This window comes from Shewanella sp., assembly GCF_041630135.1.
GTDB lineage: Bacteria > Pseudomonadota > Gammaproteobacteria > Enterobacterales > Shewanellaceae > Shewanella.
This window is the reverse complement of sequence record NZ_JBFKLW010000045.1, coordinates 1-20,481: the sequence shown is the minus strand read 5'-3', so window position 1 is coordinate 20,481 and position 20,481 is coordinate 1. Positions and strand designations below refer to the sequence as shown.

10 protein-coding genes and 2 pseudogenes are annotated in these 20,481 nt (G+C 51.7%); 4 read left to right on the top strand and 8 right to left on the bottom strand.

The genetic code is table 11. From position 1 onward, the window contains the following. Positions 1–101 precede the first annotated feature (101 nt). The gene (locus ABYK60_RS12700; protein ID WP_372872396.1) at positions 102–659 is read left to right on the top strand and encodes a YfaZ family outer membrane protein; all 558 of its coding nucleotides are present in this window, start codon (positions 102–104) and stop codon (positions 657–659) included. A gap of 113 nt (positions 660–772) precedes the next feature. Here ABYK60_RS12700 and ABYK60_RS12695 read toward each other — a convergent pair whose 3' ends face one another. Further along, on the bottom strand, positions 773–2,803 hold the full coding sequence (locus tag ABYK60_RS12695; RefSeq protein WP_372872395.1) for a glycoside hydrolase family 97 protein: 2,031 nt from the start codon (positions 2,801–2,803) through the stop codon (positions 773–775). Between the two features lie 460 nt (positions 2,804–3,263). On the opposite strand from ABYK60_RS12695, the gene ABYK60_RS12690 reads away from it, so the two are divergent. Further along, the gene (locus ABYK60_RS12690) at positions 3,264–3,620 is read left to right on the top strand and encodes a hypothetical protein (protein ID WP_372872394.1); all 357 of its coding nucleotides are present in this window, start codon (positions 3,264–3,266) and stop codon (positions 3,618–3,620) included. Positions 3,621–3,634: 14 nt separating this feature from the next. On the opposite strand, the gene ABYK60_RS12685 is transcribed toward ABYK60_RS12690, so the two are convergent. Beyond that, complete coding sequence (locus ABYK60_RS12685) at positions 3,635–4,447, bottom strand: flagellar brake protein (protein ID WP_372872393.1); 813 nt, start codon at positions 4,445–4,447, stop codon at positions 3,635–3,637. 843 nt (positions 4,448–5,290) lie between these two features. Here ABYK60_RS12685 and ABYK60_RS12680 point away from each other — a divergent pair. Further along, positions 5,291–7,630, top strand: a complete 2,340-nt coding sequence (locus ABYK60_RS12680; RefSeq protein WP_372872392.1) for an ATP-dependent endonuclease — start codon at positions 5,291–5,293, stop codon at positions 7,628–7,630. Continuing rightward, positions 7,627–9,513, top strand: a complete 1,887-nt coding sequence (locus tag ABYK60_RS12675) for a UvrD-helicase domain-containing protein (protein WP_372872391.1) — start codon at positions 7,627–7,629, stop codon at positions 9,511–9,513. Before ABYK60_RS12680 ends, ABYK60_RS12675 begins: the two co-directional genes overlap by 4 nt. Positions 9,514–9,916: 403 nt before the next feature. Here the strand turns inward: ABYK60_RS12675 and ABYK60_RS12670 are convergent, their stop codons facing one another. The 6 genes and pseudogenes from ABYK60_RS12670 to ABYK60_RS12645 form a co-directional block, all read right to left on the bottom strand. Then, complete coding sequence (locus tag ABYK60_RS12670; protein ID WP_372872390.1) at positions 9,917–10,096, bottom strand: hypothetical protein; 180 nt, start codon at positions 10,094–10,096, stop codon at positions 9,917–9,919. 128 nt (positions 10,097–10,224) lie between these two features. Further along, positions 10,225–10,524 (bottom strand): annotated as a pseudogene (locus ABYK60_RS12665) (2-nitropropane dioxygenase); the annotation flags it as partial. 130 nt (positions 10,525–10,654) lie between these two features. After that, positions 10,655–12,301, bottom strand: a complete 1,647-nt coding sequence (locus ABYK60_RS12660) for a VWA domain-containing protein (protein WP_372872389.1) — start codon at positions 12,299–12,301, stop codon at positions 10,655–10,657. A gap of 10 nt (positions 12,302–12,311) precedes the next feature. After that, the gene (locus tag ABYK60_RS12655) at positions 12,312–14,534 is read right to left on the bottom strand and encodes an AAA family ATPase (protein WP_372872388.1); all 2,223 of its coding nucleotides are present in this window, start codon (positions 14,532–14,534) and stop codon (positions 12,312–12,314) included. 552 nt (positions 14,535–15,086) lie between these two features. Then, positions 15,087–16,469, bottom strand: a pseudogene (locus ABYK60_RS12650) (PfaD family polyunsaturated fatty acid/polyketide biosynthesis protein); the annotation flags it as partial. A gap of 289 nt (positions 16,470–16,758) precedes the next feature. Next, positions 16,759–20,481, bottom strand: a 3,723-nt coding sequence (locus tag ABYK60_RS12645; RefSeq protein WP_372872387.1) for a beta-hydroxydecanoyl-ACP dehydratase, incomplete at its 5' end; no start/stop codon positions are given.

The window sequence follows — 20,481 nt, the reverse complement described above, 5'->3', positions numbered from 1 at the left end:
GGCATTTGTTCATCATTCATTAAGGATGTGTCCCCCACACTTGGCCAAACGACGCGCCGCACCCTTTGCGGAGGCGATTTCCCATGGCAAAGGAGACATCCATGACTGTGAAACGTACTTTATCAACTGCTGCCGCCCCCTTGCTGCTTGGTCTCGGTGCTGTGTCTGCATCGGCCAATGCCGCCGATCTGGCCCTTGAGTTAAATGACGAGCGGGCGTCCATCGCCCTTGGTGGCCATATCACCCCTAACGCCAAACTGGAGGCGGAATATCTTTATGTGGATGGCGGCAGCCAGCTGTTGCAGGGGGCTATGCTGTTTACCCACAATGCCGGTCGCCATCAGTTTGAATTTGGCCCCATGGCCTCTCGCGTGTGGATGGATAACAGCCCCAATGGCAGCATGGTGTCGCTGGGCGGCAACTACCAGCTGGCGCTGGGTAATGGTTTGTCGGTTAAAGCGTCCGGCTTTATCAGCCCATCGGTGCTGAGCTTTTCGGGCATTGATGGTCATTACCAATGGAGTTCGGCCGTTGGCTACAACCTGAACCCCAATCTGGGATTTGAGTTGGGTTACCGGCAAATACATATCAGATACGATGATCAGCGCAATGTTGATTTGGAAAATGGTTTTTATCTGGGCGCTAACTTCCGCTTTTAATGGCTGATGTTGGCAGCCGATAAAAAAGGCCGCAGGGTTTGCCTGCGGCCTTGTGTTTTCAGCTGAACGCCCGGGCTTTGACAGCCGTTCGGTCTGGACTCAGCGCAAATGGCTCACAGCGCCTTTAAGCGCACTGCCGCGCCGCCACCTTCGGCCAGATGCAGGCTGAGGGTATCGCCCCTGCGTACGGTTTGCTTTTTAATATCCATCTCGTAGGGGCGCCATTTCCATTCGGCGTCTTTGCCGTCCTGATAAATCTGCGCCTCAAAGGTTTTGCCCGGCTCGAGGAAATCCAGCTTCACCGTCACATCCCGGGCATTTTCATCGGTCACGGCGCCCAGATACCAGTCGTTGCCGCTGTACTGGCGTGCCTTGCGCTCTTTACGGGCCATCACCACAAAGTCACCCACCTCACCATCGAGGGCAATACTCTGCTCCCAGTCGGTGGGTACGTCTTTGATAAATTGAAAGGCGTCCGGGCGTGTTAAGTAGTTCTCGGGCAGGTCGGCCGCCATCTGGATGGGGCTGTAGAGCACCACATACAGCGCCAGCTGCCTGGCGAGGGTGCTTTGGGGGCGGTTTGTGCTGTCACCAAGGCCATTAAAGCCCATATCGAAAATGCCGGGGGTAAAGTCCATGGGGCCTGCCAGCATGCGGGTGAACGACAACATGGCAATGTGCTCCGGTGGGTTTGGCGGCGTGCCCCAGGCATTGTATTCCTGACCACGGGCACCCTCGCGGGCCAGCCAGTTGGGGTAGGTGCGGCGCAGCCCCGTGTCCTTGATGGGCTCGTGGGTGTTGATGCTTATCCGGTATCTGGCGGCGGTTTTCACGTTATCCAGATACTCACCCACCATAAACTGGCCATCGTGCCACTCAAAGCGCTCAAGGCCGTTTTCATCGATGCGTTTGATATTGCCGCCATCGGCCACATAGCCGGTTTTTACCTGGGCAACGCCCATCTGTTGATACAGGCTGAAGGCACCGTCCCACTGTTTGCGGTAGTTGCTGACGCTGCCGGAGGTTTCGTGGTGGCCAATCAGTCTGGCGCCCACCTCGCGGCCATAATCGGCAATGGCCCTGATATCAAAATCGGCAAAGGGCTGGGTAAAGCTGAACAGATCGCCATTGTGGAACCAGTCGCCGTCCCAGCCGATATTCCAGCCTTCCACCAGTACCCCATCAAAGCCATTGTCGGCGGCAAAGCGCAGGTATTTTTTGGTTTCAGCTGTGGTGGCGCCATGCCTGCTACCGCTGCCCCAGGTGTTTTTATTGATGTGCATGCCCCACCAGATACCCACGTATTTGCCGGGCTCGACCCAGGACACATCCCCAAGCCGGTTGGGCTCGTTAAGATTAAGAATAAGGTGCGAGTTAATCAGCCCAGTGGCCTTGGCCGCAATTTGCAGTGTGCGCCAGGGGGTGTTGAATTTGCCGTTGGTTTTGACCGCCACCCCATCTGACCAGGGGGTGAGCTCGGCAACAAAGGTGCCGGGTCGGCGCTGATTCAGGGTCATGGCGGCGTAATCCACCAGGGCTGCCTCGTGGATGGCAATATGCACCCCATCTTTGTTTTTTAAGGTAAAAGGCGTTTGCACCAGCGCCGCATCGGCAAGCTTGCTGTGCTGATAGAGATACTCGTAGCGGTTCCAGCCACGGCCGGGGATCCACCAGGCCTCGGCCGTGTCGGCATCCTCAATGGCAAACTCGGTGAGCTCGCGGCCTATGTTCAGGGGCACATTGGCATTGACCTCGTAGCGAAAGCCCACGCCATCGTCAAAGGCACGAAAGCGCACCCTGTAGGCTTGTTTGCTGTCTGGGTGAGTGAAGCTCACCAGCAGCTCGTTGTGCTTATCTTCAATGATACGCGCCTCGCCCCAGGGCTGCTCCCAGCTGCTGTCTACCGTTGTCCTTTGGCTGTCTGTGATATCAAAGCCGCCGCGAAAGTTGGCGGCATTGGTGAAATCAAACCCCAGTCTGGAAGCGCCAATCACCGGCTTGCCCTGAAACAGCACGGCGTAGTGGGGGGCATCTTCATCGCTTACCCTAAGTTCAATCCCGCCATTGGGGGACTTGAGGCTTAAGGTTTTGGCCTGCAATGGCAGGCTGGCGGCAAGAGCCAACAGCAGCAGTGAACAGCGCATTTATCATTCCTAGTAAGGTGTCTTTTTATTTGTGACCACCTTAGCGAAGGTGTGCGCCGGGGGACATAAGCTGCATACGTATTCAGCCCGGCAGACGTCAGTGCCCACAGCGAAAGCATGGCATCGCCTTGCGGCTAGCGTGCCCACAGCGAAGTGCCCACCGCGCAAGTACTGCGAGAGCAGTGCCTACAGCGCCAGTACCGCGACAGCAGTGCCTACAGCGCAACTACTGCGAGAGCTTTGCCCACAGCGACAGCAGTGCCCACAGCCTGGTTAGCGCCCGGGCTGCTCTGATGGGTGCTGTGTAAGTCAAAGGTTGGGTTTTCAGGCAGAATTTACGGCCTTGCCCAATCTCAACTCAAATAGTGCAGGCGATTGTTGTATAACAGGAATCTGTATTTCAGGACTGGTATTTCAGGACTTCTATTTCAGGATATGCATAGGCAATCAGGAGGCCAGCATGACTCAGCCACAAAGCGCCGCAACACTTTCTCACCCGGACAGCATTATCAAATCTGCCACAGCCGCCGTGCAGCGCGGTGTTGCCCGCGCCGACGGTAAACTCTGTTTAACCGAATCAGGCCTTGAATTTACCCCTTACAACAGCCAGTTTGGTCTGGGGCCTTATCAGCTCTCGCGCACCGAAATAGCCAAGGCAGAAAAGTGCCTCGGCAAAGGCGGGGGCTTTTTACCGGTAACATCCGATGCCATGCGCCTGACCATGAAAAACGGCGATACGCTGGAGTTCATTGTCGCCAATGTGCAAGACTGGATAAGTGCACTGAACGCGCTGGCAGCACCCGCCCCCCGCGGCTGAAGCGGATTTGCGGCTCAGCTGGCGTTGGTGCCGGGGTCGGGTGTTGGCTCCCGGCTATCCGACCCGGGTGCATTTTCTGCAGCCTGCTGCGCGGGCATGTCTGGTTCTGCCAGTGCCTGCTTGTCTGGCAAGCCTTTTAACAGATGGCTTAACAGTACCCGCTGAACCAGTGCCTCTGTGTCTTCCTGGGCACAATTGAGCACCAACCCGTATTGGGTCAGGTTATGTTCGGCATCAATAAATTGCTGATTTTTGATAATCACCGGCAACACAGTATTGTGTCCGTCCCTGTCGTCGGTAAAGTGCAGGCTGTATTCTTTATCGACACAGTCTTCCCCCAAATCCTTACCAATAAAAGCGCCGCCACCGATGGAAATATCGCAGATGTGGCCATCAGAGGTCCTGCCGGTGTTGTCAGTGGCTTTTAACCTTGCCGCGACATTCACCTGCAAGCGGCTGTGCTGTCGCAGCGCCAGCTGCTCCAGATCTTTTGGGTAGGTCAGCACAATCCAGTGGTACATGGCCGACATGATGCGCATGATGCTGCTGCGAAACGCAAACACATGGCCATTGGGGTCATCGCTGTTAAGCAACCTGACGATAACGCCCCGGTCTTCTTTAAGATAAGACTTTGCGGCCTGCCAATGCCGGTCGCTGCCACATTCAAGTATTACCGCCCGGCGGGAGTGTATGCCTATCAGCCGGGTACGCAGCCGGATTGGCTGGGTGGGGGTAAGCAATTGCAGATACACTTCCGTGTTGCAGGGAACAGTATCAAAACGTTCAAAGTCATCCGGGGTGGTGCGTGCCATCGTGGTTGTACTCATCCGCTGAGGTTTGGGCTGAAACTGAATAATAGCTCATAAATCAGTGGTATGGCGTGAGCAATTCGTCTAATTGTGCACTTCAGTGGCTTGCCCCGGAAGTGGACGATGCAGAACAGCACTTGCTTTGTCGGATGTCATGGTTGGGTATCAGCGCCGAGAGTTTGTATTCACATTCAACTTGCTGCGCCTGAGCGGGTGCAGTAGGATGATGTGAGTTTGTTTTTTTGGTTTTATTGCTATTTAAAACAATGGTTAAGGCTCGGCTTATATAGCAGTTTGCCGATATTCCTGTTTATGGCACCACGCCAATGGAATGCTCAGATGGCAGCAATGGATTGCAGATTTATACCCTTCCATTTCTCCCCCAAACGAGTTTTTCCAAGGCGTCGCCTTGAGCCGGTTTTGGTTTGTGATTGCTCGGGTTTAACCCTGCGGGTTGGTTGCTTTGACTAATCAGTGTGGTTTGTCGCTTTGCAAGCGACGGGAAGTCGTGGGTCTCCAACCCACACCCGGGGAAAGGGGGCCGATTCGACTGGCCCCCTTGTCCAATCCCCCAGCGACCCGCAACGAAGCGGACGACAACATGGATGTTGGAGGTAGAACAACGCAGGGAGCAGTTGTCGAAAGCCCCTTGGTAGTGTGAGCGCATTTGGCTACACGAGAGACTCGCATCCTGCTCGACCCTCGTGCCTCGACATCCTTGTCTCGGCAACGCCATGCGCTCAAACTCCCCGCGGCCGCTTCGAACGGGATTGGAGCAACCCTCAGCATAAGTGGTTTGAAGTGAAAGAGTAGTTTGTGTCCTCACTCTTCGCTGAACCTAAGAAGTAAGGAAGCAATGCAATGAAAATTGCCCAGATAGATATCCAAAACTTTCGAAAATTGAAGAGCTGCCGTGTAGAGCTGGCAGAGACGAATACAATTCTTGTTGGTGCGAACAACAGTGGCAAAACTTCAGCGATGGATGCGCTGATCATGTTCTTAAAAAAATCAAAGCGCAAAGAACTATCTACTACCGACATAACTCTATCCAATTGGGGCAGTATTGAACAAATTGGCATTGACTGGTCTAGTGTCGGCGAGGATCAACAACCTGATTTGACTCGAGATGCTTGGCGAAAACTACTCCCGTCGATTGATGTTTGGCTGGAGGTTGATGAGTCACAGATCCACTATGTCAGCCACCTGTTGCCAACTTTGGATTGGAACGGAGGTTTGCTGGGTGCTAGGTTGATTTTAGAACCCAAAAATCCTGAAGATTTATACAAAGCTTATATATCTGCACGCACGGCAGCTCAAAACACTGTGGCAATTCGTAAAGCGAAAAATGATAACAACAACTCGCCTTCTTTAGCATTGTGGCCAACATCAATGCGAGACTTTTTAAAGAGAAATCTCCATAGTTACTTCACGATCAATGCTTATGTATTAGATCCTGCTTTAGTTAATGGGACACCACAACCCTTCACTGAATACATGGAGGAAATGGACAGCGACCCGTTTGATGGTTTGTTTAAGATAGATATCATCAACGCACAACGTGGATTTTCAGATCCCAACTCAGGAGAAGGAATCGCAAATAGTGATCGACGTTTGTCAGCTCAGCTAAGAAGTTATTTTGACAAGCACCTCAATCCAAATGAGTTACCAGAAGAGAGCGACCTCGATGCCCTCGAAGCAATGGAGGCCGCCAGAATCGCGTTCGATGAAAAGTTGAAGAGTAGCTTCAGTAATGCGTTAGGAGAACTGGAAGGTCTTAACTACCCGGGTTTTAGTGACCCCCAGATTCTGCTCTCAAGCAAAGTGAATCCGTTAGAAGGCTTGAATCATGAGTCAGCGGTTCAGTTCAACGTATTGCGCGATAATGCTCCTTCTACAGAAGGGTTCTGCTTGCCGGAGAAATATAACGGACTCGGTTACCAAAACCTAATTTCAATGATCTTCAACCTCATTCGTTTCCGAGATGAATGGATGCGAGTAGGTAAAGCAAGCAAGCGCGAAGAAAACAGCAGCAAGCCCATTGAACCTATTCACCTTATGCTGATTGAAGAGCCGGAAGCTCACCTCCACGCACAAGTGCAACAAGTCTTCATTAAGAAAGCTTACAGTGTGCTAAGGGCCCACTCAGATCTTGGTGAAAAAAAGCAGTTCTCTACTCAGATGGTTGTGAGTACACACTCGAGCCATATTACTCATGAAACGGACTTCACAGGCTTGCGCTATTTCCGTAGAAATCCACTCGCAATTCTGCGAGAAGTCCCCTGTGCCAGCGTTGTAAATATGTCGACAATTTTTGGTATTGAGCGAAAACGGCAAACAAATGGGCAAGATACTGAAGAACAGAAAAGAATAGAGACCGCTCAGTTCGCAACACGCTATCTAAGAACAACACACTGCGACCTATTTTTTGCAGATGCGGCAATCCTGATAGAAGGTCCTGCGGAACGAATGCTGGTGCCTCACTTTATAAGAAACCATTATCCCGAACTGGATAGAAGCTATATTTCACTCCTTGAAATAGGCGGAAGCCATGCTCACCGTTTGCGGCCGTTAATTGAGGCATTGGGGATACCAGTTCTGATCATTACCGATTTAGATTCACTGGCAAAAAAACCGACTGGAGAAACAGATGCTAATGGTGACCCTAAGTTCAAGACAAAAAAAGCCAGGCCCCAAATAGGTCAAAATCAGCTAACTGGAAATGACACGCTAAAGACTTGGGCTCCAGGTAAAAAGGATTTGGATGAAGTCATTGGAGTTTCTTCAGTGCAGAAAACAGCAAGCTGTGGAAAGGTTCGAGTGGCTTATCCATCAATCACTTCTATTGTCTTCGCGTCAAGTGACGAACAACCAATAACGTCTGAATCAGCCATTCCCTACACATTCGAAGATGCTTTGGTATTAGCCAATATTCCGTTCTTCAAGGCTATGTCCGACGTAACAGGCCTTACGAAGAAAATGGCTGACTCAACTCAAAAGGCAACTCTCGAAGAAGCCTGTGACGCGATGTTTGACGCGTTGAGTAACAGTGCAAAAAAAGCAGAGATGGCGCTAGACCTGCTCTACTCTGCAGACCCAAGTACCCTTAAATCACCGTGTTACATAAAAGAGGGATTAGACTGGCTCAAAGCGACACTTGAGGAGTTGGCTCAACCTAAATCGACTCAGGAGGTTAGTTCATGACAGATATCGCCACTTCAGCTTCTATTGATGATGAAATCTATAATTGTCTTAACCTTGACGCCCCTAAAAGCTTTTTCCTATTTGCCGGTGCTGGCTCGGGAAAAACACGTTCATTGGTAGAAGTGCTAAAGCGATTTCGAGAGCAGAACATTCATCGCTTACGAGCAAATGCTCAGCAAGTGGCGATCATTACTTACACCAATGCAGCATGTGACGAAATCAAGCGTCGTTTGGAGTTTGACCCAAGCTTCAACGTTTCAACCATTCATAGCTTCGCTTGGGAACTTATAAAACCTCACCAAAACGACATTAGAGAAATGCTCAAAGCCAGTCTTCAAGCCGACATTGAAAAGCTTGAAGATGCTCAGAGGAAAGGACGAGCAGGAACAAAGGCGGCAGAAGACAGGCCTAGACAGATTGCGTCAAAACAAAGGCGGTTTGATTCGCTTGAGAGAATTCGGAGGTTTTCATACAACCCTAATGGGGAAAATACAGGCAGAGACTCTCTTAACCATGCTGAAGTAATCGGTATGACCGCCGAACTCCTGAAATACAAACCACTTTTGCAACAGATCCTTATTCGCAAGTTTCCAGTGTTGCTCGTAGATGAGAGTCAGGACACCAAGAAAGAGTTAATTGAGGCACTATTTGCTGTTCAAGCATCCCATAAAGAGCAGTTTTCAATGGGTTTATTTGGCGATGTTATGCAACGGATCTACAACGACGGAAAAGAGCATTTAGGTCAAGACTTACCTGAAGACTGGCTGACTCCCAAAAAAGAGTACAACTACCGCTGCCCGCGACGGGTTGTGAGACTTATCAATAAAATCCGTGAGAATGTTGACCAAAATCTTCAACTACCAGCCAAAGACGTGGAAGGCTTCGTTCGTCTATTTATCGCAGATACCAGAGACGATATTGATAAGCCTGCATTTGAAGAATCGGTTTGCCAAGAAATGGCAAAGATTACCGAAGACGAACTGTGGATAGAGAACCGAAAGAGTAGGAAAACACTAACCTTAGAGCACCATATGGCAGCAAGGCGGGGAGGTTTTTCAAACTTCTTTGACCCTCTATATGCAGTTGATAAGCTCAGGACGAGTTTACTTGATGGTACTCATGCCTGTATCACGCTGTTTTCAGAGCGAGTTCTGCCGCTTGTCAACAGTATGGAGGCCGGAAATCAATTTGCTATTAGCAAAATCTTGAGCAAACACTCACCTCTTATTTCTTCTAAATGCCTACAAGTCAGTAGTAACCCTAGAGAGGCACTGGCTAAAGCAAAGAAAGCCGTTGATTCTCTCCATGCTTTGTGGGTTGGGACTTCTGAGCCCTGTCTGAACAGCATACTTAAAGAAGTTCATCGTAGCGGGCTATTCATTTTACCTGAGACTTTGGCGGTGATAGCAGCTAGAGAAAATGAGGTGTACCAAGAACCCGAGAGCGAACGAGATCTTAACCACACTATTGATGCTTGGGATAATGCTCTGAAAGCAAAGTTCAGCGAATTTAAAGCATACGTACGGTATATTTCAGATGATTCAGAATTCGGAACCCACCAAGGCGTCAAGGGACTCGAGTTTCCCCGTGTTATGGTCGTACTAGATGATGAAGAGGCTCGTGGCTTTCTATTCAGCTATGACAAACTATTTGGAGCCAAGTCGCTCTCTGAAACAGATCAGCGTAATCAAAGAGAGGGCAGTGAGACTGGCATCGATCGCACCAGAAGGCTCTTTTATGTGACTTGCAGCCGAGCTGAAGAAAGCTTGGCGGTTATTGCTTATACCGATAAACCCGACGAAGTCGCAAGAACAGCGCTCTCCCAAGGATGGTTTGACGAGGGGGAGATTATCTCTCCTCCAACTATCACAACGGAAGAATGACGACAGCTACAGCACTTTTGCTGAAGGATACATTATCCACATTTAAGCGGCCGAAGAAGAACTGAGACACTCATGATTGTTGTTAGCTCCCCCTGGGCTTTAAACAAGCCATAAAAAGTGAGGACCGTCATAACTCTTCACTTTCAGATTGCACCTGCTTTCGAACCCCTTCGGTGCCGCTGAGGGTGTTGGGATTGGGCGCGTAGCCGAAACAGGACGTCGAGGCTGGTTCGGTCGAGAAGGGGCGAATGTCGCGGAGCGGCAAGCTTATGAGCGCGAGGCAAGGATAGCCGAGCTGGGTTGAATTTATAGGGATGTAAATTCGGGAGTCTGGCGCTTTAGCCAATTTTCAGCATAAACCCGAAGGGGCTTTCGGCACCGTGTGGGGCGGCAGGGACTCTTGTTAATAAATCGGCAAGAGGGGATTGCTGTAGATCCCCTCTTGGTCGGGTGTGGGGCGAAGCTCCACGACCTTTCCGTCGCTTGCAAAGCGACTTAATTTGATAAAAACACGCAGGTTTTCCCCTGCACCGGCTGCAAATGCGAGGAAACAAAAAACCAGCGCTATGGCTGGTTTTCTCATTCATACCGTCCAGTGCAACTGACCACCGACTATCCGCTTGGCAGCAATCGCACACATTGCACCATTCACACCAGGCGTTGAGACGGCTTACGCACTAAGCCCCCGCATCCATGCCAGAAACATCAGCCTTAGGCTAAAGGCTCCAACGGACGATACCGTGCCACAGACGCTGGCAACACAACCCCTTGAGCCTTCAAGGCATTCACCCGATGTAAATACGCTGCCCCGCTGAGCAAATGCAGCGCCAAATCCACTGCACGGCGCTCGCGGTAATCATCAAGGTAAGTCCCCTTCGACCAGCCGTTAAAGGCACCCAGTGCAGGGCCTGCCCAGATTTGATAATCCATCTCGCGGCCTGCTTCGCCTGTGTTCGACCAGCGGCTGGAGAGCCCCAGATACCAGCGGAAAATCAGTGCCATCTTGCGCTTGGTGTGTACTAGCTCACACACATTGCCACTCTGATGCATATGAGATTATGTTTAATTTTTTTAAAGCAGTGAAGAAGCTTAAAGCGCCATATACTAATACTTTTTTACCTCCATTCCGGAGTTATCAGGACTATAACACCACCACTTCATCACTAAACTCGTCATTCGCTCTCGAGCCTGAACACAACACCGAATATACTGTGAAATCCAGTCGATTTTTTTCCTTGCCCAAGTGAACGGTGAATACTTCGTCAAGATGACAGTCACCATCTGAAATCATTAACACATCTGCTTTCAAATAGTTTTCTTGTGTGGAAATCAATTCAATTGAACGCAGTAATGGTGTTTCGAAGTCAGTACCACCGTTAAAACCCTGCTGCAGAAAGCGCATTAAACCCGCTATATCACTGGCATCGTTCATCTCGTACTCACGCAATTCTCCCCTGGAGCCGAACAGCAAAACATAGAGTGAGCGATTCTCCTGCTTAAGGATATTGGCTATCGCAAGTAGTAAGGCTTTGGCTTTCAGCATGGGATTCCCAGCCATACTGCCTGAAGTATCCAAACAAGCCACTATTGGGCCTGTATTTTTTTTGCAGGTTTCTACTTCTTCGCCTTGTTTGAACGTGGTGCCTGAAAGTTCATAGGTTTGCAGGCTATGCTCAAGGAAACGGGAGTAGAACACCATTTCCAACTCTTCATCTTCCAAATTCAGTAGTTCGCTTGGCAGTAGGCGTTGCAGATCGGCGCTTCGGTGTGTCCCATGTACTTCGCTCTTACTGATCTCTGGAATTCTTGTCTGACGCTTTTTCTCTTCTGAGATATACGCCCGTCCCAACTTTCGTGCCAGTTGCTTGATAACGGTGTTCTTCTCCAGTTGTTGTGCGAGTTCCCGGAAATCGTCGCCACATTCCTGCAAATCGGCAAACGAAAATTGTGCTTCGGGGCAGCGTTGCAAAAAGGCCTTCACCTCGTCGTATTTCTTTACTACAGCATCTAATGTTTCGCCGAAACTACTCAAATGTTGTCGAATCGGTTCGGGGATATTCTCATCGCTAATTTCAGCTTCGTACTCGCGCGTTGCATTCAGTTCGTTACGGATCAGAGTTATGGATTCGGCATTAAGTATTAGATGACGAAAGTACTCCTCATGAGCGTGCCAGTCCGGTTCAGCTGGCGGGTTATTGCGGATGTCATGGTCCCAATCCCACAAGCGCCACTTATTTGCCCCAAGCTTACGGCTTGCGGTTGACTTGAGTAACGCAAGGGTTGGCTCCCAACTTTCAGGTAACAAAGTGTCAGTTACCCAGTCCAGTAAAGTGATATCAGGAGTACGTTCGTCGGCATATTCAACACACTTGGTAGAAAACTGATGACAATTTTTGATCACCAGTCCGTAGAATGCTTTATCGCCGACATGACTATTTGCACCACTGGCGACAAGCGGATCGCCGACCGCACCGTAACGATCGCAGGAAACATAAATTTTGCGCCCAAGCGTACTTTTTGATGTGAAAGAATGAGGGTTGCTGCGCATTACTGTACTTTCTGCAAATCCATCAACGACGATATTACTGATCAACCCATCACCAACATAAATACCCGAATGTTCAACAGCCAACCATAAGTCGCAGTAAAGTACGCTACCGGGATTTGGGGTCACCTGTTCGCGGCAGGTGCTGTCGATAAAGTATTTAAATGTTTTGACACTAAACAGCCAAGGCGCAGCCCTATAACTTAACCCCGATCGAAGGCGACTGATTAAAGATCTCAGCATAGCCAGCACCTTAGAGCCAGATATTGGATTGAATTTGCTGCGTCAGAGCATCCACTCTCATTGCGTTGTTGGGCATGTGCTCTGCTGCATTGATGGCATTAGTACCGACATTGCATAAGGCAGGCAGATTACTTTCCTGGTCCCATTGCCAAACATTCTCAAAATCCCAGCCTAGAGTGTTTTCGAAAAAATACTGGTTGAAAGAGGCTGCAGCCACAGTTTTTCCATTCAGCCCATCGGGTTCACAGCTTTTTGTTAGCGAATCTACGGAATCGATAGCCGCATTATTGGTGAGCAGGCTGTTGCTATTAGAGTTAGTACAGATTCGGCTAGGTATCCGAACTTCAGGATGCAAACGTTGTAATGGCCCTAAAGCACAATTCTTAATCTGGCTATCAGCGCAAATTAATGCAAAGGCGCCAATTTTATAGTAATACGAGTTGGACAGATAGTTGCATTTTCCAGTGACCAGACAGCGTTCAATTACGCTTCCATCTTGAAGTTTGCCGACTATGCCGCTTCTGTCATGGTGGCTTGAAGTGTTTACGTCTAGCATTACATAGCAGTCTGATATTTGGCAATTTGATGCAAAACCACTCTGTGATTCATTCCCGATTAGCCCATTGCCAGCTTGACATTGTTTAATATTGCAATCGGTCGCATTGTCGCTGAACAGATTCCTGCTGGAATTACAATGTCTGAAGCTACTCCCTGTGGCTTGATTTGCAAGATAAAGCCCCAGTAACTGTAATTGGATCACGCTGGATTGTGGCAAAATTTCGTTGAACAACGATTCGTCTTTGTCTCTTCCTTTAATCCTATGACCACTGCCATCGTAGTGACCTTGAAACGGCATTGCGTTCCAAGATGTCAACGCTGAGCAGTCAATGTCAGCTGTTTGCCGGAAGTAATAACCTTTAAGTCCCACATCCGGGCGAGCCATTCCTAATAACTGGTCGATATTGTCAATCAGAATGGGGTCATGCTCTGTGCCGCTACCGAGGTAACCTTTTACAGTGGAGTTAGCCTTTGTTGGGATACTATGTGTGCTAGCTTCCTTATTAATATGTTTGGCATTGGCTAACGATAGAAGTGGGGCGCCCTTTGATACTTTATCGCCAATTTTGACTTGCACATTTTCAACTATCCCCGTTTGAGTTGCAGTAACGTCCCAAGCTGCCTTATCCGACTCTAATGTGAACAGTGGTGTGCCGATCTTGACTTTGTCACCAGCTTTTACATGTACATCTGCTACTTGGGCTGTCTCGTTTTCCAAATGAGAAACAATGTCTGACATCTTCAATCCAAGGTACTTTTTAGAACTGATTTGATTATTCGCCTTGAGCACATCGACGACCAATTTGCTAATCTTCTCAATATTATCTGGATGATTCCACAGGCAGTTTTTCAGCAGTAATACATCGGATAGGTCGACTTCGTTTCGTCCATTCGTGGCAGCAGAAACTCGCAGTAAGTGCAGTACTTTAAATAAACGACGGTCAGACAACTGTTCGCGCCGGTCCTCCTTGAACAGCTTGCGGTGCTCCTGCCAAATGCGTTCGATGATCTCTCGGATAGAAGGCGGGATAGTGACCGCCAAAGAGGTTTCCTTTATGGTAGCCAGCTCAAAACTATTTATTCCGCTCTGGATATGTGGCTCCGGTTGGGTATCAAACAGTCGGGCGATATTCTCCTCGCGCAAATAATCAACAAAACCACGCACCAAAAAGCGGTCGTAAAGCGCGTTCAGTTCTTCCTGTCCTGTGGGGAGTTCATTGGATGCGGCTATGATTCCCTGCAGTGGTACTCTTTCCGCTAGGCTGCCGTTGTGGTAAATCCGCTCATTCAGGATAGTCAGCAAGGCATTCAGAATGGATGAGCTGGCTTTGAAAATTTCGTCCAGAAAAGCGACTTTAACCATCGGCAAATAGCCAGCAGTGTTACGTTTGAAGCGGTCTTGTTTAAGCTCACTAATTGATAAGGGGCCAAAAATTTCTTCTGGCGTAGAGAACTTGGTGAGCAGGTATTCGAAGTAATCATCCTGATTTGCTTCATTGTCGATGAAGCATTCGGAAATGCGGCGTGCAACCATGCTTTTGCCTGTACCCGGAGGGCCTATAAGTACAATGTTTTCTCCGGCAAGTAGAGTCAGTAGTGTCATTTTTAGCGTATTTTCACGCTCGACCAGACCATGATTAAGTTGCTGCAGTAATACTTGGAGTTTTTCTTTCATTTATAAATCCCTTAAGCTGCAAAGGCAAAAAATTCGTCCTTGAGTCGTGCAGTTTTACACACTGTGCTTACTCCGTAAATAGTGAAGGGGGAAGAAGAAAATTTATAAAAATAAATTAGATACAAATAATTTTTTGTTGAATGTTTTGACCGGATTTTAATCCAAAGAAGCCGTTTGGGGCGAGGTAGCTGTTTTTAGCCCTTAAAACCAAAGTGCCCGGCTTGGTCTGGGCTCGCTGGGGGATTGGATAAGGGCTCATGCTCGTCAGAGCGCCCATGAGCGCGAACCATGGATGGTGAGCTGGCCCTTTTGCACGGACGCAATTGCAAGTCGATACTGTATCCGCGAGGCGCGCAGAGCGCTTCGGCGTCAGCTAAGCGACAGAAACTGTTCTGTCGCTTGCCTTCTAGGCCGCTTCTGCCCTTTCCCTGGGTGTGGGTCGGTGACCCACGACTTTCGTCGCTTGAAAAGCGACATTAAAAAACCAGCGTTTAGGCTGGTTTTCGATTTTAGCGTGACTGGCACCGAGCATCCGTGCCTCAAGCCTCCACCTTAGGCTAAAGGCTCCAACGGACGATACCGCGCCACAGACGCTGGCAACACAACCCCTTGAGCCTTCAAGGTATTCACCCGATGCAAATACGCTGCTCCGCTGAGCAAATGCAGCGCCAAGTCCACTGCCCGGCGCTCGCGGTAATCATCAAGGTACGTTCCCTTCGACCAGCCGTTAAAGGCACCCAGTGCAGGGCCTGCCCAGATTTGATAATCCATCTCACGGCCTGCTTCGCCTGTGTTCGACCAGCGGCTTGAGAGCCCCAGATACCAGCGGAAAATCAGCGCCATCTTGCGCTTGGGGTTACCCTCGGCGCGCTGAATTTGACTTGGATCGCGCTCCATAAAGTGCGCCACAGTGCCTTGCCAAATGTCATCGAGGCTGGCACGAAACACCTGGGCTTCGAGCTTTTGGCGCTCCTCTGCCGGTATGGCCTCGATGCTGTCGTAGCGGCTGTAAATCTCGTACAGCTTGTTGGCGCGCATCGGGAACAGGGTGCCGCGTTTGACTACCTGAAGCTTAACGCCCATCTCGAACATGTCGGCAGCGGGTGCCATGGTCACGTCGGCCATTTCGGTGGTGGCAAGCAGCTTACGGGTGTGCTCACTGGCACCGGCCTCGATACAGGCCTGATTGATGGAGCCGGTGACGATAAAATCAGCCCCCATGTTAAAGGCGGCCAGGGCTGCATCCGGGGTGCCTATGCCGCCACCAGCGCCGACGCGGATGGGGGTAGCAAACGATTGGCTGGTTGCCAGCTCGTCACGCAGCGCCAGAATGGTGGGCAGCAGGGTGACCAGCGGACGGTTGTCGGTGTGGCCGCCGGAGTCGGCTTCGGCGGTGATGTCATCGGCCATGGGCACCAGTAAGGCAAGCTCGGCCTGCTCGGCGCTGATATGGCCCTCGGCCACCAGGGCATCGAGCATCTTTTTCGGCGCACTCTTCATAAAGTGGCTGGCGACCTCGGTGCGGCTGATTTTGGCGATCACCTTGTTTTTAATGACGATATTGCCATCTTTGTCGCGGCTTAAGCCCGCGGCGCGGTAGCGCACTATATGCGGGGTCAGCGCCAGAAAGGCCGAGGCTTCCACCGTGTGCACGCCGTGCTTTAAGTAAAGCTCCACCGCGCCCTGCTCAAGTGCAGGTTCGCTTGGGCTGTGGATGAGGTTAAAGGCGTAGGGGCCCTGTGGCAGCTCGGCCTGAATGCGCCTGATGGCGGCTTCAACCCGCGCTGGCACCAAACCGGCGGCGCCAAAGGAGCAGAGAACGCCCGCTTTACCGAGCGCGATTACCAGCTCTTCCGAGGCAATGCCATTGGCCATGGCGCCGGCGTAGTAGGCGTATTTTACCCCGTGGCAACGGCGAAACTCCTCACTGCCAAGCTCGGTTGCAGCAAAGGGCGCAGCCATGGCACAGACAGGCAGTTCACCTGCTTTGCGGCCGGTTTCAACACTGCCAGGTACAACGTCATGACTTAGGCAAAGCTCTTGCCCTGTGTGTTGGTTGCCGCCCGGTAGTGTGGCTACATACAGGGGCTTGGTCAGCTGAAGCAATGCCGCCTTGAAGGCGTTAACCTGGCTTATCGCTGAGGCTTCGTTTATGGCCCATGGCCAGTTAAAGGCTGTGCTCATCTTATCTCTCTTAAGGCGGTTAACACCGCAATTCTTCTTATCAGCGGCAGCCAGCATCTGCCGCAGCTTCTTCTATTACAAGCGCCAAATCGCTGATTTCGTATATGCGCAGGCCATCTTTGGCAAGCCAGGCGTCGGCCTTGAGGGTGACGCGCCCGGGCGTTTTCTCAATGGCGGTGACGTGCAGCTCCAGCGACATCTGCTTATTTAAAGGGCTGATTTGGCCTCGGTATTTCCACTTTACACGGCTTAAGCAGTGATTAAAGCGCGGATTGGCAAACTCATTCCCAAGGCCTGAGTCCAGCGCAAAGCTGGAAAGCAGCTCGATAATGGCCTCAACCCCCAAAGAGCCCGGCATCACCGGGTCCTGATGGAAGTGGAAGCGGAAGAACCAGTCGCTCGGGTCAATGTTGCGCTCGCCGTACACATAACCAAGGCCGGCCTTGCCGCCAGCGCGGACGATATCCACCTTATCGACAAAGTTAAGGCGGCCGCCCGGCAGGCGCAGGTGTGGCTTGCCGGATGTGGCCTGATACAGGGCGCAGCCTGTATCGCGCAGGTTATAGCTGACGTCAGGGCTCAGCTTTTGCGCCTCAATCCAGGGCGTGGTGACCTTGCCGTTATCCAGCCCCAGCTGGTGGGTCAGCGCCTCGGCCTTAAAGTAGCCAAACACCGCCTTGCCTTCATAGAAGGGCTCACCGTCCGCTGCCAGTGCAAAGCTGAAGGTCTGGATGATATTGCTGCCGGACATTACTGTGCTTAACAGCCGCGAGTCGTTACTGATGGTTTTGCCGCGAAGGTCGATGTCTTTAATGAGGGTGCCTTCACCGTCGAGATTGCGGAAAAACAGCTCAAGCCCGGGGAAGCCCAACGTGGTGCCCATATAGCCCGAAATAAAGCCGTTTGGCTGCAGGGCGATTTCCATCAGGATGGAGTAGGGCATGCGCGCCGGATGGCTGTTTTCGGCAAAATACCAGGCCTTGGGCGGCACTTCGTACTCGCCGATGCAGGAAGCAGGTGATTTGAAATCACCGCGCTTGCCGTTAACTTCCACCACACGGGTGGTGAGCTGCAAGTCGCCGCAGGGAGTGCGCGGCGGAATAAGGCCGCGGTACACAGCAAACTCAGGCCCGAAGCAGTTTTCGATATTGCCGGTGGCAAACTCAAACAGGTGCCAGGGGGTAAAGGGCACGGTATCCGGGGTGCGATTTGCCGATTTGGCTGAAGAATCTTTTGTCAGCGGCGCTTCGATATGTTTCACCGGCACCACGCCCTTGATAGGCGTGGCATTTAAGTCCGGCTCGTGGGTCATCAGTGGTGCATTGACGGAGGCCTGACGGCCTTCCAGCAGTGCCGTATTTATGTTGGCCGTAATTTCGGTTCCTGAAGCATACCGATGACAATCCTCATCTTCTTTGAGCATCACGCCGGTATTGTGAGAGGGGAAATCCACCCTGCTGTTGTCTGCGCCGTAGCGATGACAATCCTCATCTTCTTTGAGCATTACGCCCAGGTTCTGGAAGTCCACTACCACCTTGCCATCGAGGATAATTTCGATATTGGCCTTGGCCCAGGGGGAGGGCGTGAGGCCGATGTCGGTGACTTCCATGCGGTAAGTAAGGCGGTTTGACTGGGGCAATACCTGACCACGGCAGCGCACCTTTTGCGGCGCATCTTTAAGTGGCTGGAAGCGGCCGTTTTGGGTGAGTTTATGCAGCCCCAGATGCAGCATGTAAAACTGCAGCAGCTGACCACAGCCTTCGGCCATCAGTGAGCCTGCCATCACCTGATCGTCTTTGAAGTGACAGGGGAAATACCAGTGGTCCGGCTCAAGCTGCTTGTGGCCTTCGATAAGCCCAAGACCCCAGGCACCGCCGGTGACATCCACCTTGCTCACTTCTTCAATCATCAAAAACTTTTCAGAAGCAAAACAGAGAGAAGGCTGGTGGAAGCCCAAATCGTGGCTTGGACCGAAGCAGCCCGCCACATCGGCGCTGAGCAGGCGCGAGACCTTGTCGTAGCCAAAGGCGGTTTTATCGCAGGCAATCAGCGGATTGAAGCTACGCGGATTCGCCATGGCGGCGCTGCGCAGTTTGATTTCATCCTCGGTGCGGATAACCCCTTTGCCGTCGGCAAGCTCGGCATCGGTAAAGAAACCGGCGCAGCCGCCGTCCATCTTGAGGATAAGCCTGTCGCCCACAAAGCATTCGTAGGAGAAGAAAAACAGCAGGGTGTCGCCGTTGCGGGCGTAATTGTTGATGGAAATATCGTACCTTAAGGTATCGCCGCCACGGGGCAGGTCGCCCAGGAAGGTAAGGGTACAATCCAGCAGGCGGTACACCCGCTCGCCCTTGTTTTCAAGGTCGATGCCGAGGAAGGAGATAAGCATCAGATCGCACTGGCCTGACTCCACCGCCACCGCCCAGGGGATTTGGCCGTCCACCAGATAGGGAGCATCCAGCGGAATATCGTATTCGGTGGTCATGGTGCTGGGCTTATATTCGCCAAGCTTGGCGTTGAGTTTGGTCACCCGGGACACCAGCAGATAGTCGGTGGTGGGCAGGCGCACCCGGCGCTTGTAGCTGTCGATAATGGCGTAATCGGGGCCAAACACCGGGGCGATATCACCCTCGGCGTACTCAACCAAGTCGGCATAATCCCAGATGCAGTCTTTCGCCTGAGCGGTGTCAGTTGCACTGAGCGCGGCCGCAGGCAGGCTAACTTGTACTTCTGGTAGGCTGACTTCCACTTTGGGCAGACTGATTTGCAGCGGCTGCTGCTTGGCCACCGCTGCTGCAATGGTGGCATTGTTTATTGCTGCATTGCCTGTGGCAAGATTGCTGGTTGCTGCGTTGCTTGTTGCTGAATGGTCGGTCGCAGACCTGCTGCTTTCCATGTCGCCAAGCAAGGCTCTGGCAAGTTTGAGCCCGGCCTCGCGGCTTTGCAAAAAGGCCTGATGAGCCTCTATGGCAGCCAGTTGATTTTGAACGAATGGGCTGGCCGGTTGCGGTTGATAAGTGGGTTGAGCCATGGCGGGTGTGCTGGCCTCCGATTGGCGTTTTTCTGTGGTTTGATGGGCTAACTCATCAGTTTGCGCAGGCGCTGGCTGCCGTTGAAGTTTGGCGCGGATATCCGCTTCATAAGGCAGCTCAGATTCAAGAATATGGCTGGCAATGTTACGGCCACCAAGCTCGATTTGCTGGATGAGCTGTTTGCCTCCTGCGGCTGCGCTGTGGGTGGTAAGGCCGTTTTGCACCCGCTCCCGCAGCTGGCGGCGCTGGGGTTCACTTTGGGTGATAACAAGCTGCGAGCACTGTTGCTCGCCATCCTGGCGCAGCCTGGCATTGTGGTGCTGGTGCTGGCTCATGCGGATAAAGGCGTGTACCAGGCTGGCCATACCGGCTGCGGCAAAGCTGTGGCCAAAGCGCTGGCTGGCGCTGGGAGCCAGCAGGGCGTGGCCTCCGCGCACGCTGGGGCTGTGTTCAAACAGGGCGCTGTTGTCCTGGTCGCTGGCATTGGCGCTGATAAATTCCGGCGCCGCAAGGCAGCCGTAACCGGCAGCCTTGTTTGCGGTGGCTGCCTGCCTTGTCAGCACCAGGGCACCGGCACCTTCTCCGGGGGAAAGCTCCATGGCATTAAGCGCGTCCTGATGGTGCAGCACTTTCTCGGCAGAGCCCGACAGGTCGACAGCCGCTACAACGATGGCATCGAGCGGCTCGCCCTGATGGCTGTCCGAGGCACTGAGCAGGTTGTGTGCCACGTC

What these genes read in the sequence shown, in the direction of transcription:
- ABYK60_RS12675 (WP_372872391.1), top strand. Translation starts at nt 7,627, where the DNA reads ATGACAGATATCGCCACTTCAGCTTCTATTGATGATGAAATCTATAAT.
- ABYK60_RS12700 (WP_372872396.1), top strand. Translation starts at nt 102, where the DNA reads ATGACTGTGAAACGTACTTTATCAACTGCTGCCGCCCCCTTGCTGCTT.
- ABYK60_RS12660 (WP_372872389.1), bottom strand. Translation starts at nt 12,301, where the DNA reads ATGCTGAGATCTTTAATCAGTCGCCTTCGATCGGGGTTAAGTTATAGG.
- ABYK60_RS12655 (WP_372872388.1), bottom strand. Translation starts at nt 14,534, where the DNA reads ATGAAAGAAAAACTCCAAGTATTACTGCAGCAACTTAATCATGGTCTG.
- ABYK60_RS12680 (WP_372872392.1), top strand. Translation starts at nt 5,291, where the DNA reads ATGAAAATTGCCCAGATAGATATCCAAAACTTTCGAAAATTGAAGAGC.
- ABYK60_RS12685 (WP_372872393.1), bottom strand. Translation starts at nt 4,447, where the DNA reads ATGAGTACAACCACGATGGCACGCACCACCCCGGATGACTTTGAACGT.
- ABYK60_RS12690 (WP_372872394.1), top strand. Translation starts at nt 3,264, where the DNA reads ATGACTCAGCCACAAAGCGCCGCAACACTTTCTCACCCGGACAGCATT.
- ABYK60_RS12670 (WP_372872390.1), bottom strand. Translation starts at nt 10,096, where the DNA reads ATGAGAAAACCAGCCATAGCGCTGGTTTTTTGTTTCCTCGCATTTGCA.
- ABYK60_RS12695 (WP_372872395.1), bottom strand. Translation starts at nt 2,803, where the DNA reads ATGCGCTGTTCACTGCTGCTGTTGGCTCTTGCCGCCAGCCTGCCATTG.